We start from the raw sequence: 25,007 nt of genomic DNA, 5'->3' as shown, positions 1-25,007 counted from the left end.
ATGTTTTGTGCTGCAGATGTTTGCCTAGCTGGTTTTTTATTTTGTGTTGGGCTTCCCGCTGTATGCACAGCGGGAAGCCTGTTGGGATCAGGGCTGACCGGCCCACACCACCATCACCTTATCGTCGCCATGCTCGCGGATAAATCCGTATCCCTGCTTCAATGTCAGCGTGGTCTGTTTACCGGCGCCGATGGCGGGATGTCTGGCCCGGAACTGACTGATGCGCTGCCAGTGAGCGACGATAGCGGCAGATTTTCCGGCCACATCCTGCCAGTTCATTTCTGAGCGCGTACCCTGCAATGGGTCTGAACCTGTTGGTCCAAAGGGCCGGGCCGACTCGTCTCCGTAAAAGAGTTGTACCGCGCCTGGCGCCAGCAGCAATAGCTCGGCGGCTTTGTCTCCACCTTCGCGGAACAGACGCGTATCGTGCGAGGAAAGATAGCTCAGAACGTTGAAATCCTGCAATTTCTCAGCCATCTGTTGCCAGGTGACATCCATATTTGCCAGACAATCGACGGCCTTTGCCGCCTGCTCCTGATAGTCGAAATTGATCATCGCATCAAAGCCGTGACGGTAATAGTCGCTTTGCATCACGCCGTGACCCCAGGCCTCGCCGGTCATCCAGAAAGGTTTGTCATCAAGCGCTTTATCCGGGTTCGCTTTCTTCCATTCAACCAGCGCCGCGCTGGCCTGTGTTTTTAACTGCTGCCAGGCGGGAAGTTCGACGTGTTTGGCGGTATCGACCCGAAACCCGTCAATCCCGTAATCACGCACCCACTGGCTGAGCCAGTGGGTCAGATAATCTCGGGGCGTGTAACCAGCAATAGCTTTAGCGTGCGTATCTGGTTTGTGTAGATAAAAGTTTGGCAGCCCGGAAGGCGTGGTGGATTCGGTTTTCAGATCGGGCAGGAAAGCCAGTGACATGGTCAGGTCGTCAAAACCCGGATTGTCGTAATCGCCAATATCGGTGCGGATCCAGTTTTTCCCCCACCATTTTTCCCAGCCTGCTTTATCGCTGAAGTTGATGTAATCATTAAAGCTGTGCCAGCTTTGCCCGGCGGCTGGCTTCCAGTCCGTCCAGCGTTCACCGAGCGTGTTTTTCAGTTCATCGCCCGACAAGTACAGGGCCCCAAACTGATACTCCTGCATATCCGCCAGCGTGGCGTAGCCGGTATGATTCATGACGACATCAAACAGGATGCGAATGCCGCGCTGGTGCGCGCCGTCAACCAGCGCACGCAGGTCAGCTTCATTACCCATATTCGCGTCGAGGGTGGTCCAGTCCTGAGTGTAATAGCCGTGGTAAGCATAATGGGGGAAATCACCTTTGGTGCCACCGCCGACCCAGCCGTGAATTTGCTCAAACGGCGCGCTGATCCATAACGCATTGACGCCCAGTTGTTGCAGATAGTCGAGTTTGCTGGCAAGACCGCGTAAATCGCCCCCGTGGAAAGTACCAATTTCCTGCATGCCGTCGTTGCGACGCCCGTAGCTGTGGTCGTTGCTTGGGTCACCATTTACAAAGCGATCCGTCAGGACGAAATACACCGTAGCGTTATGCCAGTCGAAAGCGGCCGGGGCATCGGTTTCCGCCCGTTCCAGCAGCAACAGTCCGTTACTGGCTGCGGCAGGCTGTAGGGTAATTGTCCCATTTTTTACCGTTGCCGTTTTCTGGCTGTAGAAATCGCGCACCACGGCACCTTCCGGAAAGGTCTGGCTCACATCCAGTGTTAACGGCGAACCATCCCATTTCGGGCACTGGCGAATCTGGGTCGTGACAGGGTCTGCGGCGCTTTTTACCGAGAGCATCAACGTTGGCGTTCCGGAGCGGGTATCCACTTCCAGCGTGTAATCGCCGTCTTTGAATAAGCGCCACTGCGGCGGGGCGCCTTCACACGGTTTTAGCGACAGCATCTGGTTGAGTTTTATCGCATCAGCAGGCTGCCAGCACTGTTGGTCAAAATTTAGGATTAAAGGACGCGTACCCTTCGTCAACGCTGCATGGCTGACGAATTTACCCGTACCTTCCGCTTCGAAGATGGGGAGTCCCTGAGAAGTCCATGATGAGGCGATGGCAATGCCGGGCATGAGCGCCAGCGCAACGGCGGCAAGTTTCATAATGCTGTCCTTGGTGCTGCGATTTTCGCCAGTTTGCCAGTGAAATCAGGCCGGAAACTCCTCCTTTGAGTCGATTCCGCCAGGAGGAGAAGTGAGGGTGAGCGATCGCGCGCAAAAAATGAACTTATTTTGCGATAACCTCCACATTTTCTTCGAATTAATAGCACCCTGAACCGTTAATGCGTGACATAGTTTCAGAATTGGACTATTCCTTTGGGTGCTCTTGACGGCTATTTTTGATATGATTTGAGATTCATCTCTCATTTTTGTGAAAAATATAAGGTGTTGGAATGTATAAATCCGACCAGGAGACCTAATGATATTGACTCCCATTCGACGATATGGGGCAATGATTCTTATGTTACTCACCGTTGCATTTTCGGGTGAGGTGCTGGCAAAGACACACACGGCGACAACGAGTCACAAGCCCCAGGTAATCAAGACAAGTAATACACAGGTAAGCAGTAAACAAGAGTATTCTCGCAATAGTGCAAAGAGTAGTTCACTTCCTGATTTGCGAAAATACCCTTCCGGAACACCAAGGAAAAAAGCGTTTCTCCGGACGGTTATGCCTTATATTACCAGTCAAAATGCTGCCATTACGGCGGACCGTAACTGGCTGATTTCAAAACAGTACCAGAACCGCTGGTCACCGACTGAGCGTACGCGTATGAAAGACATCGCGAAGCGCTACAAGGTGAGCTGGTCTGGCAACACGCGTAAAATCCCATGGAATACGCTGCTTGAGCGCGTAGACATTATCCCGACCAGTATGGTGGCAACCATGGCTGCGGCTGAAAGTGGCTGGGGTACGTCGAAGCTGGCGCGTAGCAACAACAACCTGTTTGGCATGAAATGTGGCAAAGGTCGTTGTAACAATGCCCCGGGTAAGGTGAAAGGCTACTCACAGTTTGAATCGGTGAAAGAGTCGGTGAATGCTTACGTCATCAACCTGAACACGCATCCGGCTTACTCTTCATTCCGTAAGTCACGTGCGCAACTGCGTAAAGCCGATCAGGAAGTCACCGCTACCGCGATGATTCATAAGCTGAAGGGTTATTCCACTAAAGGACAGAGCTACAACAACTATCTGTTCGCAATGTATCAGGATAACCAGCGTTTAATCGCCGCGCATATGTAATTCTGTGTGCCGGATGGCGGCTTCGCCGCATCCGGCAATAATCCTCACAGCAACACTTCGCTGTTCACATCGCGATACTCTTTGGGCGTCGTGTCATACTCTTTCTTAAAGACCGAATAAAAATATTGCAGAGACGGATAGCCGCACATCTGTGAGATTTCGTTGATTGAAAGTGTGGTAGATATCAACAGGCTGCGCGCTTTTTCCAGCTTTTCGGCATGAATCACGGCGTGGATAGTCTCTCCGACCTCTTCTTTAAAACGCTTCTCCAGATTCGAACGAGAAATCCCCACTGAATCCAGCACTTGTTCAACCTTAATACCTTTACAGGCATGGTTGCGGATAAAGTGCATCGCCTGAATCACCGCCGGATCGGTTAATGAACGGTAGTCGGTTGAGCGGCGTTCAATGACGCGCACCGGAGGAACCAGTGTACGTTGCAGCGGCAGTTCTTCATTTGCTAGTAAACGATGTAAGAGTTTAGCGGCCTGATACCCCATCTGCCTGGCTCCCTGGGCCACGGATGACAGCGCCACCCGCGACAGATAGCGGGTCAGTTCTTCGTTGTCGATCCCAATCACACACAGCTTTTCCGGAACCGGAATATGCAGGTGTTCGCAGACTTGCAGGACGTGTCGTGCCCGCGCGTCGGTAACGGCGATAATACCGGTTTGCGGCGGTAGTGTTTGTAGCCAGTCCGCCAGACGATTTTGCGCGTGCTGCCAGTTTTCCGGTGCGGTTTCCAGCCCCTGATAGACAACGCCGCGGTACTTCTCTTTGGCAACCAACTGGCAAAACGCATATTCACGTTCCGCGGCCCAGCGTTTGCCGCTTGACGATGGCAGACCATAGAATGCAAAGCGGTTAACCCCTTTTTCCTTCAGGTGCAGGAAAGCGCTTTCTACCAACGCATGGTTGTCGGTGGCGATGTAATGTACCGGTGGATAATCTTGCTCCAGATGGTAGGAGCCTCCAACGCCGATGATGGGAACTTCAACATCGGCAAGTAATTGCGCAATATCATCATCGTCATAATCAGCAATAACGCCGTCGCCTAACCAGTCTTTAATATTATCGATACGGGCGCGGAAATCTTCCTCAATGAATATATCCCACTCGGATTGCGATGCCTGTAAATATTCACCCACACCTTCTACCACCTGGCGGTCGTAGGCTTTATTGGCATTAAATAGCAGAGTGATGCGGTGACGTTTATCAAACATAAGAACCTGTCCTGGAAAGGTTAACGTGGGCCTGTCGATACTAGCAAAACCGCAGGTACGACTGCTTGATGAAGCGTGACAAAATTCCTGATTGCCTGAGGCTACGCAAAATTTACATACTGGTCGCGGGATGACAATTGTCATTTTTTATCTGCGCATTACGGTTTTTTGTTTAATGACTAACCTTCGATCGCGATCGCTTTTTTATTTCTTTATTTAGCGCGTTTTTTTGGGAGCCAGCGCACGTTTGGGTATTCTCTTAATGGCGGTGTGAAATAACGTAATTGAGCAATAAATCAGGAAATTCCAGTATAGCCATATCGCAGTTTACTTGCCGTATTACCTGATTATGGAGCTTATTATGCCGGCTTATTTTGACCAACTCGATCGTGTTCGTTTCGAAGGCACTCAATCCACCAACCCGCTCGCATTTCGCCATTACAACCCTGACGAAATCGTATTGGGCAAGCGCATGGAAGATCATCTGCGTTTTGCGGCCTGCTACTGGCATACCTTCTGCTGGAACGGGGCGGATATGTTCGGTATGGGCGCTTTCGATCGTCCATGGCAGCAGCCTGGTGAAGCTCTGGCGCTGGCGAAACGCAAAGCGGATGTGGCATTTGAGTTTTTCCACAAGCTGAACGTGCCTTACTACTGCTTCCATGACGTGGATGTTTCGCCGGAAGGCGCGTCTTTGAAAGAGTACAAAAACAACTTTGCGCAGATGGTTGATGTGCTGGCGGCAAAACAGGAACAGAGCGGCGTGAAGCTGCTGTGGGGTACAGCAAACTGCTTCACTAACCCACGCTACGGTGCGGGTGCGGCCACAAACCCAGATCCAGAAGTGTTCAGCTGGGCCGCCACGCAGGTGGTTACGGCCATGGATGCCACGCACAAGTTAGGTGGTGAAAACTACGTTCTGTGGGGCGGCCGTGAAGGTTATGAAACACTGCTGAATACCGATCTGCGTCAGGAACGTGAGCAGATTGGTCGTTTCATGCAATTAGTCGTGGAACACAAACACAAAATCGGTTTCCAGGGCACTTTGCTTATCGAGCCGAAACCGCAGGAACCGACCAAGCACCAGTACGACTACGATGCGGCGACCGTGTACGGATTCCTCAAGCAGTTCGGTCTGGAAAAAGAGATCAAACTGAATATCGAAGCCAACCACGCTACGCTTGCAGGCCATTCGTTCCATCACGAAATCGCCACTGCTATCGCGTTGGGTCTGTTTGGCTCTGTCGATGCCAACCGCGGCGACGCACAGTTGGGCTGGGACACCGACCAGTTCCCGAACAGCGTAGAAGAGAATGCGCTGGTGATGTACGAAATCCTGAAAGCGGGCGGCTTCACTACCGGCGGCCTGAACTTTGATGCCAAAGTACGTCGTCAGAGCACCGATAAATACGATCTGTTCTATGGTCATATTGGCGCGATGGATACCATGGCGCTGTCGCTGAAAATTGCGGCCCGTATGATTGAAGACGGTGGCCTGGATCAGCGTGTGGCTAAACGTTATGCCGGTTGGAATGGTGAGCTGGGCCAGCAAATTCTGAAAGGCCAGATGACGCTGACAGAAATTGCGCAGTACGCTGAACAACACAACCTGGCGCCAGTGCACCAGAGCGGTCATCAGGAATTGCTGGAAAATCTGGTAAACCATTATTTGTTCGACAAATAACGGGTCTCTGAGAACGTCCGTAAGCCCGGTCAGCTAGCGCTACCGGGCCTTTCTTTAAGGAACGATGCCTTATGTATATCGGGATAGATCTTGGCACATCAGGCGTAAAGGCCATTCTGCTCAATGAGCAGGGCGATGTGGTGGCTTCAAAAACGGAGAAACTCACCGTCTCGCGCCCGCACCCGTTATGGTCAGAACAAGACCCTGAGCAGTGGTGGCTGGCAACGGATCGCGCGGTAAAAGCACTGGGTCAGCAGCATTCACTCCGCGAGGTGAAAGCGTTGGGGATTGCCGGGCAGATGCACGGCGCGACGCTACTGGATGAACAACAGAAGGTATTGCGTCCGGCTATCTTATGGAACGACGGTCGCTGTGCTGAAGAGTGCGAGATGCTGGAGAGTCAGGTTCCGCAGTCTCGTGCCATCACCGGCAACCTGATGATGCCTGGCTTTACCGCGCCAAAACTGCTGTGGGTGCAACGCCACGAGCCGGAGATTTTCAACCAGATTGATAAAGTCCTGCTGCCGAAAGATTACCTGCGTTTGCGCATGACCGGTGATTTTGCCAGCGATATGTCTGATGCTGCAGGGACAATGTGGCTGGATGTCGCGAAGCGTGACTGGAGCGATGTCATGCTGGCTGCCTGTAAACTGACTCGCGCACATATGCCTGCGCTCTATGAAGGCAGCGAGATTACCGGAACCTTATTGCCAGACGTCGCCAAAGCCTGGGGAATGCAGGAGGTTGCGGTTGTTGCCGGAGGCGGTGATAACGCGGCGGGCGCGGTTGGCGTAGGCATGATGAATGCCGGTCAGGCGATGCTTTCGCTGGGGACATCCGGCGTCTATTTTGCGGTGAGTGATGGTTTCCTTAGCAAACCGGAAAGTGCGGTTCACAGTTTTTGCCATGCTTTGCCTGAGCGATGGCATCTGATGTCTGTAATGTTAAGTGCAGCATCGTGTCTGGACTGGGCGGCAAAATTAACTGGACTGGCGAGCGTTCCTGCGTTGATTGACGCTGCGCAACAGGCGGATGAACACGCGGAGCCGGTCTGGTTTTTACCTTATTTGTCCGGCGAGCGTACGCCGCATAACAATCCGCAGGCTAAGGGCGTATTTTTCGGTCTGACGCATCAGCATGGTCCGGCAGAACTGGCACAGGCGGTGCTGGAAGGTGTGGGTTTCGCGCTGGCTGACGGTATGGACGTGGTACATGCATGTGGCGTTCAGCCCGCCAGCATTACGCTGATCGGCGGTGGGGCACGCAGTGAATACTGGCGTCAGATGCTATCTGACATCAGCGGATTGCAGTTGGATTACCGTACCGGCGGTGACGTTGGCCCTGCACTCGGCGCGGCGCGCCTGGCGCAAGTTGCCATGAATCCGCAAACGTCGTTATCAGAGTTACTGCCTCAGCTTACGCTGGAGCAGGCGCATTATCCTGACGCGGAGCGTCATGCTCGTTATCAACAGCGTCGAGAAACCTTCCGTCGTATCTATCAGCAATTACAACCGCTGATGTCCTGACCACTTTCCCCTCTGGCTAGCAGAGGGGAATTTGCCGCATACATATATCCACAAAAATAATAAGTTACACGTATGGATGTATTCTGAAAGTCCAGCGTAGTCGCTTTTTTCTGTGTTGTCTTTAGCGGGTTATTCATATTGTATCCATGATGGATAAGGAGATCCCAATGAAGACAACCAGGCTGTTGCCATGGATATTATTCCTCTCAGGCATACTGACTTACAGTATCGGTTTATGGCGTGCATGCCCGTTATTGAGCGGCAAGGGGTATTTTTTGGGGGCGCTGATGACGGGGATGTTCGTAACGTATGCCTATCAGCGCGCAGTAAATCTCAATCAAAACGATGAACGCTTCGCTTCCGTATGTCAGATGGTGGCGCTCATCACGGCAGGGTTGTTGCTGGTGGGGGTGTGGAATGCCCCGTTGGCGCCCTTCGAAATAGGGTTATACCCGGCAGCATTCTTCGTCTGTTTAATGGGGCAATTTTTACTGCAGCGTTCGTGTAATCGGGCGCTGCCTGGAGACACCTAACTCACCAGCCTACGTGTATCAATACGCTGCAACAGAATAGACAACAGTAAACTTCCTGCCAGCGTGGCGCTGAAAATCCACAGCATATCCAGCGGTGGCCAGTTTTTGAGTTCAATTCCGTTGGTACGTAGTGCGTGAATGATCAGCGCATGAAAACCATAAATGCCCAATGAATGGCGAGAAATAAGGCCCAGTAGCGGCAGGGTACGTGTGCTGAGCGTATTTTTGACCAGCGTCAGGAGCGAGGCGGCGCAAATAAATACCGCTGGGCCGCAGTAGAGGTACCAGGTGTCGGCAAAATTGCCTCGCCAGCGCAGTTCATGCAATGTGCCACGAGAAATAATAAATACTGCGGTAATAAATACCTCCGCACAGAGCCAGCTGAGCGCACGCTTTTGCGTATCCATCATGCCAATCGCCCGGCCCAGCATGCCGTACAGGATGTAATAGAAAGTATCGCCACTGATGTACAGGTTGACTGGGAGCCACTCAAAGCCGCCGATTTTTTGCGAGACGGTGTTGGGATTGGCAATCACCCCAATCACAACCATGAGCGCCAGTAGCATCTTGCCGCTGATATTTTTCACCTGTATCAGCGGAGAAACCAGGTAGATGACGGCGATCGCGAAGAAAAACCACAGGTGATAGAACACCGGCTTTTGCAGTAGGTTCTTCAGCGACAGCTCAGCGTTGATCGAGGTAAACAGCAGAATATAGGCCAGCGCCACGCTGCTGTAAAACAGGATGCAGAGCGCGATGCGCAGGAAATGGCGCGGTTTGGCGCTACGCTCACCAAAGAACAGATAGCCCGAAATCATAAAGAACAGCGGAACGCTGACGCGAGAGGCTGAATTGAGCACGTTAGCCAGATCCCAATTCAACGGGCTGACGCTTTGCGCATTGGTGATGTACCAGGTTGTGGTGTGGATCATCACGACCATTAAACAGGCTATCCCGCGCAGGTTATCAATCCAGAAAATTTTGGGCTGCATCAGTTCCTCTGTGTCCATTAAAAAAAGTCTGACCGATATTTTGCGAACGTAGATCACTGGAATAATCCGAGTTCTTACGCTAAAGCTTGAGATGGTCTGATGAGATTCTCAAAATAGGATCTGTTTCCAGACACTAATAATAAGACTGACCAGCAAACCAGGCGGTAATAAAATGATGATGAAGTATTTCTTTCCCGCGATCGCTGCCCTTTTGCTGGTAGCGTGCGCTGACACACAATCGTCTGCACCTGCGCAGAAAGCGCAAAAGGTTAAGGTCAGTGCCACACGTTCGCTGGATATGGAGTCATTGTGCAAAAATGAGGCGGCGCAACGCTACAACACTGGCGCGCAGAAAATTGATATCTCTGGACTGGAACAATTCCAGGGTAGCTATGAGATGCGTGGTTCTACCTTCCGTAAAGAGAGTTTTGTCTGTTCTTTTGATGCAGACGGGCAGTTTTTGCACCTTTCCATGCGCTAAGTTCCCCCTTTTTCCCGTTTCGTACTGTATATCTTGCAGCCAGCGGGTATACTGATCGCTTCCTTTAAATCCACACGTATCCAGCACGAAATAATATGCAAAAGTTTGATACCAGGACCTTCCAGGGCTTGATCCTGACCTTACAGGATTACTGGGCTCGCCAGGGCTGCACCATCGTTCAACCATTGGACATGGAAGTCGGCGCGGGAACATCTCACCCAATGACCTGCCTGCGTGCGCTGGGGCCGGAGCCGATGGCGACTGCTTATGTGCAGCCTTCTCGTCGTCCGACCGATGGCCGCTATGGCGAAAACCCGAACCGCTTACAGCACTACTATCAGTTCCAGGTAGTGATTAAGCCGTCTCCGGACAACATTCAGGAGCTGTACCTGGGTTCTCTGAAAGAACTGGGTATGGACCCGACCATTCACGATATCCGTTTCGTGGAAGATAACTGGGAAAACCCAACGCTGGGTGCCTGGGGTCTGGGTTGGGAAGTGTGGCTGAACGGCATGGAAGTGACGCAGTTCACCTACTTCCAGCAGGTTGGTGGCCTGGAATGTAAACCAGTAACCGGGGAAATTACTTACGGTCTGGAACGTCTGGCCATGTACATTCAGGGCGTAGACAGCGTTTACGACCTGGTCTGGAGCGACGGCCCGCTGGGTAAAACCACTTACGGCGACGTGTTCCATCAGAACGAAGTGGAGCAATCCACCTACAACTTCGAATACGCCGACGTGGACTTCCTGTTCACCTGCTTCGAGCAGTACGAGAAAGAAGCGCAGCAGCTGCTGGCGCTGGAAAATCCGCTGCCGCTGCCTGCGTATGAACGTATTCTGAAAGCCGCCCATAGCTTCAACCTGCTGGATGCGCGTAAAGCCATCTCCGTCACCGAGCGTCAGCGCTATATCCTGCGCATTCGCACCCTGACCAAAGCAGTGGCAGAAGCTTATTACGCTTCCCGTGAAGCCCTTGGCTTCCCGATGTGCAACAAAGACAAATAAGAGGCGGCCATGTCTGAGAAAACTTTTCTGGTGGAAATCGGCACTGAAGAGCTGCCACCAAAAGCACTGCGCAGCCTGGCTGAGTCCTTTGCTGCAAACTTTACCGCGGAGCTGGATAACGCTGGCATCGCGCACGGCAACGTTGAGTGGTTCGCTGCGCCGCGTCGTCTGGCGCTGAAAGTCGCGAATCTGGCGGAATCTCAACCCGATCGCGAAGTTGAAAAACGCGGTCCGGCCATTGCTCAGGCGTTTGACGCTGAAGGCAAACCGAGCAAAGCGGCAGAAGGTTGGGCACGTGGCTGCGGTATCACGGTTGATCAGGCTGAGCGTCTGACTACCGACAAAGGCGAATGGCTGCTGTACCGTGCGCATGTAAAAGGCGAAAGCGCAGAAACGCTACTGCCAAACATGATCGCCACGTCACTGGCGAAGCTGCCTATCCCGAAACTGATGCGCTGGGGCGCGTCTGATGTCCACTTCGTGCGTCCGGTTCACACCGTGACCCTGCTGTTGGGCGACAAAGTGATTCCGGCAACGATTCTGGGCATTCAGTCCGATCGCGTGATCCGTGGACACCGCTTTATGGGCGAGCCGGAATTCACTATCGATTCTGCCGATCAGTACCCGGAAATCCTGCGTGAGCGCGGCAAAGTAATTGCGGATTACGCTGAGCGTAAAGCGAAAATCAAAGCCGATGCTGAAGAAGCGGCGCGTAAGATTGGCGGTAACGCTGACCTGAGCGAAAGCCTGCTGGAAGAAGTCACCTCGCTGGTGGAATGGCCGGTAGTGCTGACCGCGAAATTCGAAGAGAAATTCCTCGCTGTTCCGTCTGAAGCGCTGGTACACACCATGAAAGGTGACCAGAAGTACTTCCCGGTTTACGCGAACGACGGCAAACTGCTGCCGAACTTTATCTTCGTTGCCAACATCGAATCGAAAGATCCGATCCAGATTATCTCCGGTAACGAGAAAGTCGTTCGTCCGCGCCTGGCGGATGCCGAGTTCTTCTTCAATACCGACCGTAAAAAACGTCTGGAAGACCATCTGCCGCGTCTGCAAACCGTGCTGTTCCAACAGCAACTGGGTACGCTGCGCGACAAGACTGACCGTATCCAGGCGCTGGCGGGCTGGATTGCTGGTCAGATTGGCGCTGATGTTAACCACGCAACGCGTGCTGGCCTGCTGTCCAAGTGTGACCTGATGACCAACATGGTCTTCGAGTTCACCGACACCCAGGGTGTGATGGGCATGCACTACGCGCGTCACGATGGCGAAGCAGAAGATGTAGCTGTGGCGCTGAACGAGCAGTATCAGCCGCGTTTTGCCGGTGATGACCTGCCGTCGAACCCGGTAGCTTGTGCCGTGGCGATTGCTGACAAGATGGACACCCTGGCGGGTATCTTCGGTATCGGTCAGCATCCGAAAGGCGACAAAGACCCGTTTGCGCTGCGTCGTGCTGCGCTGGGTGTGCTGCGTATTATCGTTGAGAAGAACCTGAATCTGGATCTGCAAACGCTGACCGAAGAAGCGGTTCGTCTGTATGGTGACAAGCTGACCAACGCCAACGTGGTGGATGACGTTATCGACTTTATGCTCGGTCGCTTCCGCGCCTGGTATCAGGACGAAGGTTACACCGTCGACACCATTCAGGCCGTACTGGCACGTCGTCCGACTCGTCCGGCTGATTTTGACGCACGTATGAAGGCGGTTTCGCACTTCCGTACGCTGGAAGCCGCGTCCGCGCTGGCTGCCGCGAACAAGCGTGTATCGAACATCCTGGCGAAGTCTGAAGAGACGCTGAATGACCGCGTGAATGCGGCAACGCTGAAAGAGCCGGAAGAAATTGCGCTGGCGATGCAGGTGGTTGTGCTGCGCGATAAGCTGGAGCCTGTCTTCGCTGCCGGTCGTTACCAGGAAGCGCTGGTTGAGTTGGCGGAACTGCGTGAACCGGTTGATGCGTTCTTCGAGAAAGTGATGGTCAACGTAGAAGATAAAGATCTGCGTATTAACCGTCTGTCTATGCTCGAAAAACTGCGCGAGCTGTTCCTGCGCGTGGCAGATATTTCTCTGCTGCAGTAACGGCCCTGCGCTGACTTAGAAAATGCCGGATGGCGGCTTCGCCTTATCCGGCCTACGAGAGAAACACCAGTAGGCCGGATAAGCATTGCGCCATCCGGCATTTTTTTATGTTGTTAGCGCAACTGCAATTTTGTCAGACATGTCTGGCTGTCTTCCATCGTCTTAATAGGATACTCCGCCGTTTTACCGTTGTAGCTCACTGCAATGGTGCCTTCCATATTGCGCGGTAGCCATACCCCGACAAAGCCATTACGGCCGCTCTTCATCGCTTTTTGTACCACCACATCACCCTTGTTATCCGTCACTTTGACATTGAATGTCTTCTCCGGCATTTCGCCCTGGCAGCCAGAAAGACTGTGGTTGAAGCAAGGATGTGTTTGCCATTCATACGGGGCAAATGACAGATAGAATTTTTCACCGAGCGGCAGGGTATAAACCTGATCGCCCGAAGAGAGCTTCAACGCGGTGCTGGTGATGGACGCTGAGTACGGCAGCGGGCGACTCTGCGGTGACTGATCAATCGTCTCTACGATTTGTTCGACGGATTTCCCGCTAAGCCCGTGTTCGGCCAGAAAAGTAGCTTCCGGCGTTGCCGCGAACGCAGTACCTGTAGTGAGCAAACCTAAAATCAGCAGCAGTGAGGATTTCGACATAGCTTCAATTCCTTGTGAAAATTGTGGAATATAGACTGGCTCACTATAAAGCTTGCCCTTAGGGAAAGGTCAAAGGGGCGACGGGTAAAGTAATGCAAAGAAGCGTTTAGGTGGGATGTGCTGCGAAGTACAGATAAAAAAAATCCCCGCCGTTTGGCAGGGATTCAGAATTTTGAGCTTTTTAAGCTTACAGGCTGGTTACGTTGCCAGCTGCCGGGCCTTTAGCGCCGCTTTCGATGGTGAAGGAAACTTTCTGACCTTCGTCCAGAGATTTGTAGCCATCGTTCTGGATAGCAGAGAAGTGTACGAACACGTCTTTAGAGCCATCGTCAGGAGTGATGAAGCCGAAACCTTTGTCAGCGTTGAACCATTTTACGATACCAGTCATTTTACCGGACATAGTGTATTACCTTTTAAAAAATAAGTGTGCCTTTCGGCGATATGGCGTGCTTTACAGATTTTTTAACAGTAAAGGAAATGCTCACTACGAAGGGTATCAACGATAACTCTTGAAGGGACTTGCCTTACTAACTGCTGTAATGGTCTGTACGTCAAACCGTTGAGGGCATTAACTCATTTTACGCATGTGGATGCAACTACTATTTTCTTTTTTGTGGATAACCTTCGTAAGAGAACGGCCCTGAAACAGGACCGTTCTTAAGCAAAATTGAAAAATAGTTCAATCCATCAGTTGCTTACTTAACCTAGGGTCTGCCTGAATCAGGCGCATTAACTTCAATTCGGTAGTGGAAGGCTTTACGCGTTTAGACTCCCATTCATGAACCATCGCGACCGTCACGCCCATCACTCGGGCAAAATCATCTGTTTTTAAACCTGTCCCTCGTCGTAGCTGTTCAAATTCGGTGAAAGGGTTGGTTTTTTGCGGCAGAGTGACCGTCTGCGATACATCTTTAAAAACAATCTGCTCCAGACTGCTTAGCAGTTCAAACATAGGATCTTTGTATTCCATTGAGAACTCCTACAAATCACACAGCGGGATCGTGAATTTCTTCGAAGCTCATTAAGAGTAGTCGGAAAAAATGAAGCCGGATTTAAGGGTTGTGTGATGGATTCGTTTCAGCGGATCGCAGGTGACAATCTTTTGCTGGCTAACGAACTGATAAAGGTCGGAATCTCCGAACGATCGATTCCGATTGTAAAGATGACTAAAATATGACGCCGAGTGGTGAATGCAGCATTGTTTAGCAAAACGAACGGTGGCGGGAACGGTTATTTTCCCCCACAAGATTACGCGGAAAGGGTATCTTGCGGGGCTGACCTGGACTATCCTTGTCAACGTCAGGCACGCGGGTGTCGTTGTGCGCATTTTTGGGTGAAAGGAGTATTAAAATGGCGACAGGTAAGTCCTGCTCTCGCTGGTTTGCGCCTGTTTTGGCGCTCTTAATGGTAGTTGGCCTGAGTGGGTGTTTTGATAAAGAAGGCGATCAACGCAAAGCGTTTATCGATTTTCTGCAGAATACTGCAATGCGTAGCGGAGAGCGTTTACCAACGCTGACCGCCGATCAGAAAAAACAGTTTGGCCCGTTTGTGTCTGATTACGCGATTCTGTATGGCTATTCGCAGCAGGTTAATCAGGCGATGGACTCCGGTCTGCGTCCGGTGGTTGATAGCGTAAATGCGATTCGTGTTCCTCAGGATTATGTGACTCAGCGTGAACCGCTGCGTCAGGCAAATGGTGCGCTAGGTGTATTAGGGCAACAGTTGCAGAATGCGAAACTACAGGCAGATGCTGCGCATGGCGCGCTGAAGCAGGGCGAAGATCTGAAGCCGGTCTTTGATCAGGTCTACAACAAAGTTGTTACTGCACCAGCAGAGGCCTTACAGCCGCTGATCCCTGCCGCGCAAATTTTCACGCAGCAGCTGGTGCAGGTTGGTGATTTTGTGGCGCAGCAGGATACGCAGGTGAGCTTTGTCGCCAACGGTATCCAGTTCCCAACGTCACAGCAGGCAAGTCAGTACAATACGCTGATTGGCCCGTTGGCTGCTCAGCATCAGGCATTTAATCAGGCCTGGACTGCTGCGGTGAATGCCGCTCAGTAATTAAGATACGGTAATACATGAAAGGCCGGGTGAGCGTAAGCGCTACCCGGCCTTTTGTTTATGATGCGACTTGCGGGTTTACGCAGTTCTTCTCAACGTGTCCTTGCAGCGCATCGATTAAGTTATCCACCGCACAGGCCGCCATGTTGTAGCGCGTTTCGTGCGTGGCTGAACCAATGTGCGGTACGGCCACCACGTTGGGCAGTGACAGCAGCGGTGAGTCTACCGATAATGGCTCTTGCTCAAATACATCCAGGCCAGCGGCATGAATTTCGCCTTTTTGCAGGGCAGCAATCAACGCTTTTTCATCGACCACCGGGCCACGTCCGGCGTTAATGAAAATGGCGGAAGACTTCATTTTGGCAAACTGCTCGGTGCTGAACAGATGATGCGTTTCGTCGGTTAACGGCAGGATCAGGCAGACAAAATCAGACTCCTGCAACAGCGTATCGAGGTCGCAGTAACGTGCATTGAAGCGCTCTTCTGCTTCCTGATGATGACGGCGCGCATTATAGAGAATCGGCATGCTAAAGCCGAAATGCGCACGTTGTGCCAGCGCCAGCCCAATGCGGCCCATACCGACAATCCCCAGCGTTTTGTGGTGTACATCGGTACCAAACCAGTCCGGTCCGATACTTTTGGTCCATTCGCCGACCTTTACCCGTTCGGCAACTTCCACTACGCGGCGAGCGGTGCTTAACACCAGCGCCATTACCGTATCGGCGACGGTTTCCGTCAGCACGGTTGGCGTGTGCATCAACAGCACCTTACGCGCGTTGAGGGCATCGACGTCGAAGTTGTCATAGCCTACGGAAATCGTAGATGTCGCACGCAGCCTGGGCATTTTCTCCAGCAGAGCGGTATTGACGGCTTCACTGGAGCCCAGCAGACCTTCTGCATTGGCAAAAGCGTCGGCGTGCTGTGCGACCGTTTCCGGGCGCAGGTTAGGCACCTGAGTCACAGTAAAATGTTCTTCCAGGCGATGCAGTAAATCGTCAGGTAACGCTTTATAGAGAATAATGGACGGCTTCATGCGAATCTCCGTAAGTTAAAATTTAAGCGTGGCGTGCGCCAATAGGTAGCTGTTGATTATTAGCAGGCTTAACAATGAGCGTTAGCCACACTGAGACAAAAAGCGCTACCCCCATAAAAATGTACGAGGCAGACGGGCTGCCGGTAGCGCCATTGAGGTAGCCGACAAACCATGAACCAAAGAATGAGCCTAGCGCGCCCATGCTGTTGATCAACGCCATTGCCCCACCGGCGACGTTGCGCGGCAGCATTTCCGGGATGATGGCGAAGAAGGGACCATAGGGGGCATACATTGCCGCGCCTGCAATAACCAACAGCGTGTAAGAAATCCAGAAGTGGTCTGCGCCTACGGCCCAGGAGCCGATAAACGCGAACGCCGCGATCAGTAACAGTGGCCAGACAAACAGCTTACGGTTTTGCAGCTTATCGGACGCCCAGGAGACGAGGATCATCGCCGCCGTTGCCGCCAGATACGGTACGGATGACAGCCAACCAACTTCCACCATCCCCAGGTTTGCGCCGCCGTTGCGGATAATCGACGGCAGCCACAGGACAAAACCATAGACGCCAATACTCCAGGCGAAATACTGCATACACAGCAGGATGACGTTACGTGAGCGGAAAGCCTCGCTATAGTTGCGTACGGCTTTGATGCCTTGCTGCTCTTTTTCCAGTTGTGCCTGAAGAGCGGCTTTTTCAGATTCTGACAGCCAACCGACCTGAGACGGTTTGTCTTTTACCAGCACCCACCAGCAGAACGCCCAGATGATGGCCGGAAAGCCCTCAATGATGAACATTTCCCGCCAGCCCAGCGCCTGAATCAGGTAACCGGAAACCACGGACATCCACAGGACGGTGACCGGATTACCGAGGATCAGGAAAGTGTTTGCGCGCGAGCGTTCAGATTTCGTAAACCAGTTGCTGATGTAAATCAGCATTGCCGGCATCACGGCGGCTTCAACGACGCCAAGAATAAAGCGGATGGCGGCAAGCATTGGAATATTGCTGACCATGCCGGTTAACGACGCGCATGCGCCCCAGAGGATCAGACAGACAAAAATCAGTTTTCGTACGCTGCGGCGTTCAGCGTAAATTGCGCCCGGGATCTGAAAGAAGAAATAGCCGAGGAAAAACAGCGCGCCCAGCAGGGAAGAGATCCCCTTGGTAATGCCGAGATCCTCGTTGATACCGGCGGCGGAGGCGAAGCTGAAGTTCGCGCGGTCAAGGTACGCCAGGCTATACGTGATAAACACGATTGGCATGATGTACCACCAGCGTTTTGCTGCATTAGTTGAGCTATTCATAGACTGCCCTCTGGTTATGCTGATACGCCGCCTCTGTATGTAGGGTACAGAGTTGGCCGGGAGTTTATTCCCCTAATTGTTCACGTGTGGGTAATCCTTCGCTGTCGCCCTGAACCTGAATGGCCAGTGCGCCAATTTTATTGCCGCGTGTCACCGCCTGATGCAACGAGTGGCCTTCCAGCAGGGCGCTAATAACGCCCACGGCAAAGCCATCGCCTGCGCCGACCGTATCGACCACGTTGTCGACTTTTACCGGTGCCACGCAGCCTTGTTCGCCGCTGGCGGTTTTGTACCAGGCGCCATCAGCCCCGGTTTTGACGATCACAGCCTTCACCCCATGGCGTAGATAAAAGTCGGCGATGGCTTCAGGCGTCTGCTGGCCGGTTAAAATCATGCCCTCTTTTAACCCAGGTAAAACCCAGTCAGCCTGAAATGCCAGGCGGTTCAGTTTTTCCACCATTTCGGCTTCGCTTTTCCACAATACCGGGCGCAAATTCGGGTCGAACGAGATGGTCTTCCCTTGGGCTTTCAGCGTGCGGGCGGTATGCGCCAGAAGTTCATAGGAACTGGCAGAAAGCGCGGCTGCCACGCCGCTCAGGTGCAAGTGACGTGCGCTGGCAAAATAGTTCTCGTGGTAATCCTCAATGCTGAGGTGGCTGGCAGCGGAACCTTTACGGAAATATTCCACAATGGGATCGGTTCCATTTTCGACCTTAGATTTAAGCTGAAAGCCAGTAGCGTAACGCCCGTCCTGGGTGACTCCCTGCGCATCAATCCCTTCTTTTTCCAGCGACTTAACGATAAAACGTCCAAAACTGTCGTTGCCTACACGGCTCACCCAACCGACCTTCAGGCCCAGACGGGCAAGACCGGTCGCCACGTTGAGCTCCGCGCCTGCAACGCGCTTGATAAACTGCTCCACATCCGCCAGTTCGCCGGTTTGCGTGGCGACAAACATCGCCATCGCTTCACCAATAGTGACCACATCCAGTGAATTTTTCATGCGTTACTCCTCGCGTAACAGCTCGACGTAGCGGCGGGTAACCGCCGCCAAATCCTGCCCTTCCAGGGGGAACTCAATGCCGCGTGGGACATCGTTGGGCAGCGTTTTTAGCAGCGCCAGCCAGCGCGGATCGGCGGTATCTGGCGGTACGGCGCGGTAGCTGTCGCGATGTGCAACTGCGGCTTTGACATGGATATACCCAACGGTTGACGCCAGGTTCTGCGCCGCCAGTTGCGGGGAGTCGCCCACCCACAGCCAGTTGCCCATATCGAAGGTTAAAGATATCGGCAGGTTTTGCGCCTGACAGGCTTCGTTAAAGCGCTGCATCGGCTGCAGGCGTCCGCAGTCGGTCTGATCGTTCTCGACAACCAGCTCCATTCCGCTGTTGTCCAGCCATTGGCGTAGAACGTCGAACTGTTCGGTATGGGAAAAATGGCCGAGGGAGACTTTTAACCACAGTGCCTGCAAGGCCTGCGCTTCCTCAAGTAGTTCTGGAAGACGGGGGTTGAGGCTACCGTCCTCAAGGAACAACGGTTCAGGCGCAGAGTAACAGGCCAGCAGGCCGAAGATTTCGATCGCAGAGGCCATCGTGGACAGCGTCTTCAGCTCAACGTCGGTTAATAGCTCGCGGCGGATTTCGACGCCGTCAGCACCGGCTTCAGCGATGATGGGCAGCATTGCCGTTTGCCCGCCTGCGGCCCGTACCTGGTCGTGCCCATAAGCGGCGGTGACCACCATAATTTTTCTTTTCATGGAAACTCCAGACTAGCGTTCTTGTTATAACGCTAGATGGAACCGGTTCCAAAGAAAAGCCTATGATGTCGAATTTATGATCACCATCACGAAGGTAATTTAACGGCAGGTAGAGCCGCGCACGATCAGCTCGCCGGAGAAGACCTGCTCCTGAATGGCCGCAGAGCCGCCATCGATCCGGCGCACAACCTGCTCAACGGCGGTGTAACCAATCTGCCAGGTGGGTTGTTTCAATGTGGTAATACCAACGCCCGCCAGCTCGGCCCATTCCAGCTCGTCAAAACCGAGTAGGCCAATGTCGCTCCCCCAGTTGAGGCCAATGCGTTTCAGGGCGCGGGCTACTTGTAGCGTGAGGGCACCGTTGGCAGAGATAACGGCTTTGCGCATTCCACGATGCTGCTGGTGAAACTGGCGCAGGGTGTCGTCCAGTTGCGTATTGTCCGTGAGCGGGACTTCGGCATTTTGCGCGATCACGCCGGGGTATTGCGCGAGCGTGGCACGAAAAGCGCTCAGGCGTTCGCGGCGGGTATTCACCATGCCGAGTGGTTCGCTGAGGAACAGGATGGCTTCAAAACCTTGTTCGACCAGATGTTCGGTGGCAACCGTTGCCGCCTGGGTGTTATCCAGCCCGACCATATCACAGGCGAAATCGGGAATTTTACGGTCAATCAGCACCATCGGCAGCGCAGACTGTTGCAGGCGGTTCAGCCCCTCTTCGCGCATCCCGACGGCGTTGACCACAATCCCTTCGACCTGGTAGCTGCGCAGCAGGTCGAGATAATGCAGTTCCTGATCCACTTCGTTGTTGGTGTTACACACCAGCGGGGTAAAGCCTTTATCGCGACAGGCGGCTTCAATACCACTTAGCACGTTGACGGAGTAGGGATTAGTAATATCGGCGATGATCAGGCCAATCAGGCGGGTACGACCATGTTTCAGGCCTCTTGCCATCAGGCTGGGACGGTAGTCGAGATCGGCAATGGCTTGTTCAATGCGGGCCAGCAGCGTGTCGGAAAGCAGGTGCTTTTCACCGTTGAGATAACGTGAAATGCTGGTCTTGCCGGTTTTTGCAGCTTTCGCCACATCGCTGATGGTTGCCCGTGTTGATTTGCTCATCGCTGATTTCCCTGAATTTGGTGACAACACCTTAACGCGAAAATCAACGATGGCAAGTGCTTCATGCCGGATGGATACGGTCTGCTTCCATCCGGCACAAAACGTTACTGGATCGGGCTTAAGGTAATTTCTACGCGGCGGTTTTGCGCTTTACCTTCCGCTGTGCTGTTACTGGCGATCGGATTTGCCGGGCCCATACCCTGAGTGCGGATGCGGTTAGCTGCGACCCCTTGAGTGATCAAGGCGCTGGCTACGGAGTCTGCGCGCTGCTGTGACAGACGCATATTCAGATCCTGGCTGCCGGTGCTGTCGGTGAAGCCCAGCACGTTGACGGCGGTTTTATTGTACTCTTTCAGTACCATCGCCACGCCGGTCAGGGTGTTAGCACCCGCAGGCTTCAGGTTGGCACTGCTGCTGTCGAAGGTGACGTTGTTTGGCATGTTCAGAATGATGTTATCGCCACTGCGCGTCACGCTGACGCCCGTTCCCTGCATTTTTTCGCGCAGTTTCGCTTCCTGCACGTCCATGTAATAGCCGATACCACCGCCAACGGCCGCGCCAGCCGCTGCGCCAATCAGTGCGCCTTTGCCGCGATCTTTCTTCGAAGAAGAGAGTGCGCCAATGCCCGCGCCGACCAGAGAGCCAATACCTGCGCCAATGCCGGATTTACCTGCTTCGCGTTCGCCGGTGTAAGGGTTTGTTGTGCAGCCAGAAACCGCCAGGGCGCCGCTCACGATGGCAGCAATAACAAATACACGTTTCTTCATCTTAATTCCTTAATGACTTTTTCTTCTTTGCCACAGCGACCGTGGCGGTTGATTATGACGTGTGAACATGAAGAAAATTCCAGGGAAGACTCTGAAATTTGTAAGTAACATTGAACGGCATAATAAATAAGCCGTCACATCGCATTCAGGAGCGCCATCTTGGCTAATTCACCCGCACATTACTCGGTGTTAACTGCCGCCCACTGGGGACCAATCCTCGTCGACACTGATGGTGAGACGGTTTTCTCCTCGCGTGGCGCGCTGCCCACCGCTCATCCCAACTCTTTGCAAACCGTGGTGCGCGACCAGGTTCACAGTAAAACGCGGGTACGTTTTCCGATGGTGCGTAAAGGGTTTCTCGCCTCGCCGGAAAATCCACAGGGCGTACGTGGGCAGGATGAGTTTGTTCGCGTCAGTTGGGACGACGCGCTGAATCTTATCCATACGCAGCATAAACGCATCCGTGACAGCTACGGCCCGGCCTCAATTTTTGCCGGTTCGTACGGCTGGCGGTCCAACGGCGTGTTACACAAAGCGGCGACCCTGTTACAGCGTTATATGGCGCTGGCGGGCGGTTATACCGGGCATCTGGGGGATTACTCGACGGGGGCTGCGCAAGCGATCATGCCGTACGTGGTGGGCGGGAACGAAGTTTACCAGCAGCAAACCAGCTGGCCGGTGGTGCTGGAGAACAGCGAGGTGGTGGTGTTGTGGAGCGCCAATCCGCTGAATACCCTGAAGATTGCCTGGAACGCGTCCGATGAGCAGGGCCTCGCGTACTTTGAGGCATTGCGCGACAGCGGTAAACGGTTGATCTGTATCGATCCGATGCGATCGGAAAGCGTCGATTTCTTTGGCGATAAGATGGAATGGATTGCCCCGCATATGGGGACCGACGTAGCGCTGATGCTGGGCATCGCGCATACGCTGGTGGAAAACGGCTGGCATGACGAGGACTTTCTCTCCCGGTGTACTACCGGATATGACCGTTTTGCCGACTATCTGCTGGGTAAATCTGACGATGTTGCAAAAACGGCAAAATGGGCGGCAGAGATTTGTGGCATTCCGGCAGCGAAGATACGCGAACTTGCAGCGATATTTCACCAAAATACCACCATGCTGATGGCCGGATGGGGCATGCAGCGCCAACAGTATGGCGAGCAGAAACACTGGATGATTGTCACCCTGGCCGCCATGCTCGGACAAATCGGGAAGCCAGGCGGCGGTTTTGGGCTGTCGTACCATTTTGCCAACGGCGGCAACCCAACGCGCCGGGCTGCGGTGCTGGCTTCAATGCAGGGCAGCGTTAAAGGCGGCACCGACGCGGTAGATAAAATCCCGGTGGCGCGAATTGTCGAAGCGCTGGAAAATCCCGGCGGTTTTTACCAGCACAACGGCATGGACCGCTATTTCCCGGACATCCGTATGCTGTGGTGGGCGGGTGGCGCTAACTTCACCCATCATCAGGACACTAACCGTTTAATTCGCGCCTGGCAAAAACCGGAGCTGGTGGTCATCTCGGAGTGTTTCTGGACCGCAGCAGCAAAGCATGCTGATATCGTGCTGCCAGCAACCACCTCCTTTGAGCGTAATGATTTGACCATGACTGGCGATTACAGCAACCAGCACCTGGTGCCGATGAAGCAGGTCGTACCGCCGCAGGACGAAGCGCGAAATGATTTTGATGTCTTTGCCGAGCTGAGTGAGCGCTGGGAAAAGGGCGGATATGAACGGTTCACCGAAGGTAAAAGCGAACTGGCGTGGCTGGAGACTTTTTACAATATTGCCGGGCAACGTGGGGCCAGTCAGCAGGTGACATTGCCGCCTTTCGCCGAGTTTTGGCAGCGCAACGCCCTGATCGAAATGCCGGAAAACGCCGCCAGCGCACAGTTTATCCGTTTTGCGGATTTTCGCCGCGACCCGCAGGCGCATCCGCTGAAAACGGACAGCGGCAAAATTGAAATCTACTCCGCGAGGATTGCAGGTTACGGCTACGCGGACTGCGCGGGACACCCGATGTGGCTGGAGCCGGATGAGTGGTTCGGTAACGCTGAACCGGACCAGCTACAGCTACTTTCCGCCCACCCGGCGCACCGTTTGCATAGTCAGCTTAACTACAGTGCGCTACGGGAGCAGTACGCGGTAGCGGATCGTGAGCCGATAACGATTCATCCGCAGGACGCCCACGCGCGCGGCATTTCGGATGGCGATACGGTCAGGGTGTGGAACCAGCGCGGGCAAGTTCTGGCGGGCGCGGTGGTGACGGCGGGTATTAAACCCGGCGTCATCTGTATTCATGAAGGCGCCTGGCCTGATTTGGATCTCGCAGCGAACGGTATTTGTAAAAATGGCGCCGTCAACGTGCTGACCAAAGATCTCCCCAGCTCGAAGCTGGGGAATGGCTGCGCGGGCAACACCGCGCTGGCGTGGCTTGAAAAATATAGCGGACCAACGTTGGCGCTTACGGCGTTTGATCCGCCTGCCAGCCCATAATCCACGTGGGGTGGTGAGTCTCTTCCTGCCATGCGCCGTCTTCAATACGAAAACCCAGCGCATGGTAGAAGTTCACCGCTGATTGATTCTTCTGGTAGACCTCAAGGCTGAGTATCGAAAAGCGCTGCTGGACATGCTGCACCAGCGCTTTGCCGATCCCGCTTCTGATGGCGGCAGGTGCGACAAACAGCGCGCCGAGAAAGCGGTCGTCAATCACGCTGGCAAAGCCTTTGAGCTCGCCTTCTTCTTCCCAAACCCAGGTTTGCGCGGCTGGCAGATAAACATCCCGCACCACGGATTCACTTTCGCGCCAGTAGCGCTCTTCGATAAATGGATGGGCATGGATTGTGCTTTCCATCCACAGCGCCAGAATTGACGGCAGATCTTCAGCCTTGGATTCACGAATCATGTTGTTCTCCCGGATAACAGATGCAGCTGGTGACATGGTCGTTGACCAGGCCGCACGCCTGCATAAAGGAGTAACAAATGGTGGTGCCGACAAACTTAAATCCGCGTTTTTTTAACGCTTTAGACAGCGCGTCTGACGCAGGCGTGGAGGTGGGAATATCGCTCAGGTTGGCGGCGCGACTCACTTGCGGTTGGTTATCAACAAATGACCAGACGAATTCGCTAAACGACTCTCCGTTTTGCGCCATCGTCAGAAAAGCGCGAGCGTTGCCGATAATGGCCTGAATTTTTCCGCGATGACGAATAATGCCGGCATCCAGTACCAGCCTTTCCACATCCTCTTCGGTCATGGCCGCCACTTTTTCCGGGTCAAAATGGTGGAAGGCGTGGCGATAGTTTTCCCGTTTCTTGAGCACGGTAATCCACGATAACCCGGCCTGCTGGCCCTCAAGGCAGATCATTTCGAACAGCTTTTTACCATCGGTTTCGGGGACGCCCCATTCCTTGTCGTGGTAGGCAATGTAAAGTGGGTCCTGGCTGACCCATCCGCAACGCTGCATATTCTTCCTCGCTGTTTTTACTGGCGTAAAAATTTCATTCGGCCCGCCTTGACGCGCCAGCTAAAAAGACAAT

The 25,007-nt window shown here is 53.5% G+C and carries 23 protein-coding genes; 9 read left to right on the top strand and 14 right to left on the bottom strand.

From position 1 onward, the window contains the following. Positions 1 to 87: 87 nt before the first annotated feature. Positions 88 to 2,118, bottom strand: coding sequence for an alpha-amylase (malS, locus tag BZK40_RS06130; RefSeq protein WP_079934335.1), 2,031 nt, complete (start codon positions 2,116 to 2,118; stop codon positions 88 to 90). A 316-nt stretch (positions 2,119 to 2,434) separates the two neighbouring features. On the opposite strand from malS, the gene BZK40_RS06120 reads away from it, so the two are divergent. Further along, on the top strand, positions 2,435 to 3,259 hold the full coding sequence (locus BZK40_RS06120) for a protein bax (RefSeq protein ID WP_008786441.1): 825 nt from the start codon (positions 2,435 to 2,437) through the stop codon (positions 3,257 to 3,259). A gap of 44 nt (positions 3,260 to 3,303) precedes the next feature. On the opposite strand, the gene xylR is transcribed toward BZK40_RS06120, so the two are convergent. After that, positions 3,304 to 4,482, bottom strand: coding sequence for a D-xylose utilization transcriptional activator XylR (gene xylR / locus BZK40_RS06115; RefSeq protein WP_003827365.1), 1,179 nt, complete (start codon positions 4,480 to 4,482; stop codon positions 3,304 to 3,306). A 361-nt stretch (positions 4,483 to 4,843) separates the two neighbouring features. On the opposite strand from xylR, the gene xylA reads away from it, so the two are divergent. The 3 genes from xylA (at position 4,844) to yiaB (ending at position 8,225) form a co-directional block, all read left to right on the top strand. Further along, positions 4,844 to 6,166, top strand: a complete 1,323-nt coding sequence (gene xylA / locus BZK40_RS06110; RefSeq protein WP_048236992.1) for a xylose isomerase — start codon at positions 4,844 to 4,846, stop codon at positions 6,164 to 6,166. A 71-nt stretch (positions 6,167 to 6,237) separates the two neighbouring features. Beyond that, complete coding sequence (gene xylB, locus BZK40_RS06105) at positions 6,238 to 7,692, top strand: xylulokinase (RefSeq protein WP_079934334.1); 1,455 nt, start codon at positions 6,238 to 6,240, stop codon at positions 7,690 to 7,692. 167 nt (positions 7,693 to 7,859) lie between these two features. Beyond that, positions 7,860 to 8,225, top strand: coding sequence for an inner membrane protein YiaB (gene yiaB, locus BZK40_RS06100; protein ID WP_079934333.1), 366 nt, complete (start codon positions 7,860 to 7,862; stop codon positions 8,223 to 8,225). Here the strand turns inward: yiaB and BZK40_RS06095 are convergent. Continuing rightward, entirely contained in the window at positions 8,222 to 9,217 is a 996-nt protein-coding gene (locus BZK40_RS06095; RefSeq protein WP_079934386.1) for an acyltransferase, read from the bottom strand. The two genes, yiaB and BZK40_RS06095, sit on opposite strands and share 4 nt — an antisense overlap. A gap of 172 nt (positions 9,218 to 9,389) precedes the next feature. On the opposite strand from BZK40_RS06095, the gene BZK40_RS06090 reads away from it, so the two are divergent. The 3 genes from BZK40_RS06090 (at position 9,390) to glyS (ending at position 12,784) form a co-directional block, all read left to right on the top strand. Further along, positions 9,390 to 9,698, top strand: coding sequence for a YsaB family lipoprotein (locus tag BZK40_RS06090; RefSeq protein ID WP_020996059.1), 309 nt, complete (start codon positions 9,390 to 9,392; stop codon positions 9,696 to 9,698). 95 nt (positions 9,699 to 9,793) lie between these two features. After that, complete coding sequence (gene glyQ, locus BZK40_RS06085; RefSeq protein WP_001168551.1) at positions 9,794 to 10,705, top strand: glycine--tRNA ligase subunit alpha; 912 nt, start codon at positions 9,794 to 9,796, stop codon at positions 10,703 to 10,705. 9 nt (positions 10,706 to 10,714) lie between these two features. Next, positions 10,715 to 12,784, top strand: coding sequence for a glycine--tRNA ligase subunit beta (gene glyS / locus BZK40_RS06080; RefSeq protein ID WP_008786433.1), 2,070 nt, complete (start codon positions 10,715 to 10,717; stop codon positions 12,782 to 12,784). Positions 12,785 to 12,897: 113 nt separating this feature from the next. Here glyS and cueP read toward each other — a convergent pair whose 3' ends face one another. The 3 genes from cueP to BZK40_RS06065 all read right to left on the bottom strand — a co-directional run bounded on the left by cueP (position 12,898) and on the right by BZK40_RS06065 (position 14,407). Next, on the bottom strand, positions 12,898 to 13,437 hold the full coding sequence (cueP, locus tag BZK40_RS06075) for a copper-binding periplasmic metallochaperone CueP (protein ID WP_048236988.1): 540 nt from the start codon (positions 13,435 to 13,437) through the stop codon (positions 12,898 to 12,900). Positions 13,438 to 13,624: 187 nt separating this feature from the next. Further along, positions 13,625 to 13,837, bottom strand: coding sequence for a transcription antiterminator/RNA stability regulator CspE (gene cspE, locus BZK40_RS06070; RefSeq protein WP_000014594.1), 213 nt, complete (start codon positions 13,835 to 13,837; stop codon positions 13,625 to 13,627). A gap of 279 nt (positions 13,838 to 14,116) precedes the next feature. After that, entirely contained in the window at positions 14,117 to 14,407 is a 291-nt protein-coding gene (locus BZK40_RS06065) for an HTH-type transcriptional regulator (RefSeq protein ID WP_003827383.1), read from the bottom strand. 380 nt (positions 14,408 to 14,787) lie between these two features. Between BZK40_RS06065 and BZK40_RS06060 the strand changes: the two genes are divergently transcribed. Further along, a complete protein-coding gene (locus tag BZK40_RS06060) occupies positions 14,788 to 15,498 on the top strand; it encodes a DUF3053 domain-containing protein (protein ID WP_003827386.1) in 711 nt (236 codons plus the stop codon). A 58-nt stretch (positions 15,499 to 15,556) separates the two neighbouring features. Here BZK40_RS06060 and ghrB read toward each other — a convergent pair whose 3' ends face one another. From ghrB to BZK40_RS06030, 6 genes are all read right to left on the bottom strand, one after another. Beyond that, the gene (gene ghrB, locus BZK40_RS06055; RefSeq protein ID WP_003827388.1) at positions 15,557 to 16,531 is read right to left on the bottom strand and encodes a glyoxylate/hydroxypyruvate reductase GhrB; all 975 of its coding nucleotides are present in this window, start codon (positions 16,529 to 16,531) and stop codon (positions 15,557 to 15,559) included. A gap of 22 nt (positions 16,532 to 16,553) precedes the next feature. Further along, the gene (locus BZK40_RS06050) at positions 16,554 to 17,834 is read right to left on the bottom strand and encodes an MFS transporter (protein WP_003827389.1); all 1,281 of its coding nucleotides are present in this window, start codon (positions 17,832 to 17,834) and stop codon (positions 16,554 to 16,556) included. 64 nt (positions 17,835 to 17,898) lie between these two features. Next, positions 17,899 to 18,837 carry a sugar kinase gene (locus BZK40_RS06045; protein ID WP_079934332.1) on the bottom strand — a complete coding sequence of 313 codons (939 nt, stop codon included), beginning with the start codon at positions 18,835 to 18,837 and terminating at the stop codon, positions 17,899 to 17,901. Between the two features lie 3 nt (positions 18,838 to 18,840). Then, positions 18,841 to 19,590 (bottom strand): sugar phosphate isomerase/epimerase family protein, encoded by a 750-nt coding sequence (locus tag BZK40_RS06040; protein WP_079934331.1) that lies wholly within the window; start codon positions 19,588 to 19,590, stop codon positions 18,841 to 18,843. Between the two features lie 99 nt (positions 19,591 to 19,689). Continuing rightward, positions 19,690 to 20,706: a LacI family DNA-binding transcriptional regulator gene (locus BZK40_RS06035; RefSeq protein ID WP_079934330.1), complete on the bottom strand. Its 1,017-nt coding sequence runs from the start codon at positions 20,704 to 20,706 to the stop codon at positions 19,690 to 19,692. Positions 20,707 to 20,810: 104 nt separating this feature from the next. Continuing rightward, positions 20,811 to 21,473 (bottom strand): OmpA family lipoprotein, encoded by a 663-nt coding sequence (locus BZK40_RS06030; RefSeq protein WP_003827397.1) that lies wholly within the window; start codon positions 21,471 to 21,473, stop codon positions 20,811 to 20,813. A 159-nt stretch (positions 21,474 to 21,632) separates the two neighbouring features. Here BZK40_RS06030 and BZK40_RS06025 point away from each other — a divergent pair, with 159 nt between their 5' ends. Continuing rightward, positions 21,633 to 23,966, top strand: coding sequence for a molybdopterin guanine dinucleotide-containing S/N-oxide reductase (locus BZK40_RS06025; protein WP_079934329.1), 2,334 nt, complete (start codon positions 21,633 to 21,635; stop codon positions 23,964 to 23,966). Here the strand turns inward: BZK40_RS06025 and BZK40_RS06020 are convergent. Beyond that, the gene (locus BZK40_RS06020; protein ID WP_003827401.1) at positions 23,935 to 24,375 is read right to left on the bottom strand and encodes an N-acetyltransferase; all 441 of its coding nucleotides are present in this window, start codon (positions 24,373 to 24,375) and stop codon (positions 23,935 to 23,937) included. The genes BZK40_RS06025 and BZK40_RS06020 overlap by 32 nt on opposite strands. Further along, positions 24,365 to 24,934 (bottom strand): DNA-3-methyladenine glycosylase I, encoded by a 570-nt coding sequence (gene tag / locus BZK40_RS06015; protein ID WP_079934328.1) that lies wholly within the window; start codon positions 24,932 to 24,934, stop codon positions 24,365 to 24,367. Before tag ends, BZK40_RS06020 begins: the two co-directional genes overlap by 11 nt. Between the last annotated feature and the right edge of the window lie 73 nt (positions 24,935 to 25,007).

It is taken from the genome of Citrobacter portucalensis, from assembly GCF_002042885.1.
Lineage (GTDB): Bacteria > Pseudomonadota > Gammaproteobacteria > Enterobacterales > Enterobacteriaceae > Citrobacter > Citrobacter portucalensis.
This window is presented reverse-complemented; position numbering and strand designations above follow the sequence as displayed.

Coding starts and splice junctions, on each gene's coding strand:
- malS (WP_079934335.1), bottom strand. CDS start 2,118: ATGAAACTTGCCGCCGTTGCGCTGGCGCTCATGCCCGGCATTGCCATC.
- BZK40_RS06120 (WP_008786441.1), top strand. CDS start 2,435: ATGATATTGACTCCCATTCGACGATATGGGGCAATGATTCTTATGTTA.
- xylR (WP_003827365.1), bottom strand. CDS start 4,482: ATGTTTGATAAACGTCACCGCATCACTCTGCTATTTAATGCCAATAAA.
- xylA (WP_048236992.1), top strand. CDS start 4,844: ATGCCGGCTTATTTTGACCAACTCGATCGTGTTCGTTTCGAAGGCACT.
- xylB (WP_079934334.1), top strand. CDS start 6,238: ATGTATATCGGGATAGATCTTGGCACATCAGGCGTAAAGGCCATTCTG.
- yiaB (WP_079934333.1), top strand. CDS start 7,860: ATGAAGACAACCAGGCTGTTGCCATGGATATTATTCCTCTCAGGCATA.
- BZK40_RS06095 (WP_079934386.1), bottom strand. CDS start 9,217: ATGCAGCCCAAAATTTTCTGGATTGATAACCTGCGCGGGATAGCCTGT.
- BZK40_RS06090 (WP_020996059.1), top strand. CDS start 9,390: ATGATGATGAAGTATTTCTTTCCCGCGATCGCTGCCCTTTTGCTGGTA.
- glyQ (WP_001168551.1), top strand. CDS start 9,794: ATGCAAAAGTTTGATACCAGGACCTTCCAGGGCTTGATCCTGACCTTA.
- glyS (WP_008786433.1), top strand. CDS start 10,715: ATGTCTGAGAAAACTTTTCTGGTGGAAATCGGCACTGAAGAGCTGCCA.
- cueP (WP_048236988.1), bottom strand. CDS start 13,437: ATGTCGAAATCCTCACTGCTGCTGATTTTAGGTTTGCTCACTACAGGT.
- cspE (WP_000014594.1), bottom strand. CDS start 13,837: ATGTCCGGTAAAATGACTGGTATCGTAAAATGGTTCAACGCTGACAAA.
- BZK40_RS06065 (WP_003827383.1), bottom strand. CDS start 14,407: ATGGAATACAAAGATCCTATGTTTGAACTGCTAAGCAGTCTGGAGCAG.
- BZK40_RS06060 (WP_003827386.1), top strand. CDS start 14,788: ATGGCGACAGGTAAGTCCTGCTCTCGCTGGTTTGCGCCTGTTTTGGCG.
- ghrB (WP_003827388.1), bottom strand. CDS start 16,531: ATGAAGCCGTCCATTATTCTCTATAAAGCGTTACCTGACGATTTACTG.
- BZK40_RS06050 (WP_003827389.1), bottom strand. CDS start 17,834: ATGAATAGCTCAACTAATGCAGCAAAACGCTGGTGGTACATCATGCCA.
- BZK40_RS06045 (WP_079934332.1), bottom strand. CDS start 18,837: ATGAAAAATTCACTGGATGTGGTCACTATTGGTGAAGCGATGGCGATG.
- BZK40_RS06040 (WP_079934331.1), bottom strand. CDS start 19,590: ATGAAAAGAAAAATTATGGTGGTCACCGCCGCTTATGGGCACGACCAG.
- BZK40_RS06035 (WP_079934330.1), bottom strand. CDS start 20,706: ATGAGCAAATCAACACGGGCAACCATCAGCGATGTGGCGAAAGCTGCA.
- BZK40_RS06030 (WP_003827397.1), bottom strand. CDS start 21,473: ATGAAGAAACGTGTATTTGTTATTGCTGCCATCGTGAGCGGCGCCCTG.
- BZK40_RS06020 (WP_003827401.1), bottom strand. CDS start 24,375: ATGATTCGTGAATCCAAGGCTGAAGATCTGCCGTCAATTCTGGCGCTG.
- tag (WP_079934328.1), bottom strand. CDS start 24,934: ATGCAGCGTTGCGGATGGGTCAGCCAGGACCCACTTTACATTGCCTAC.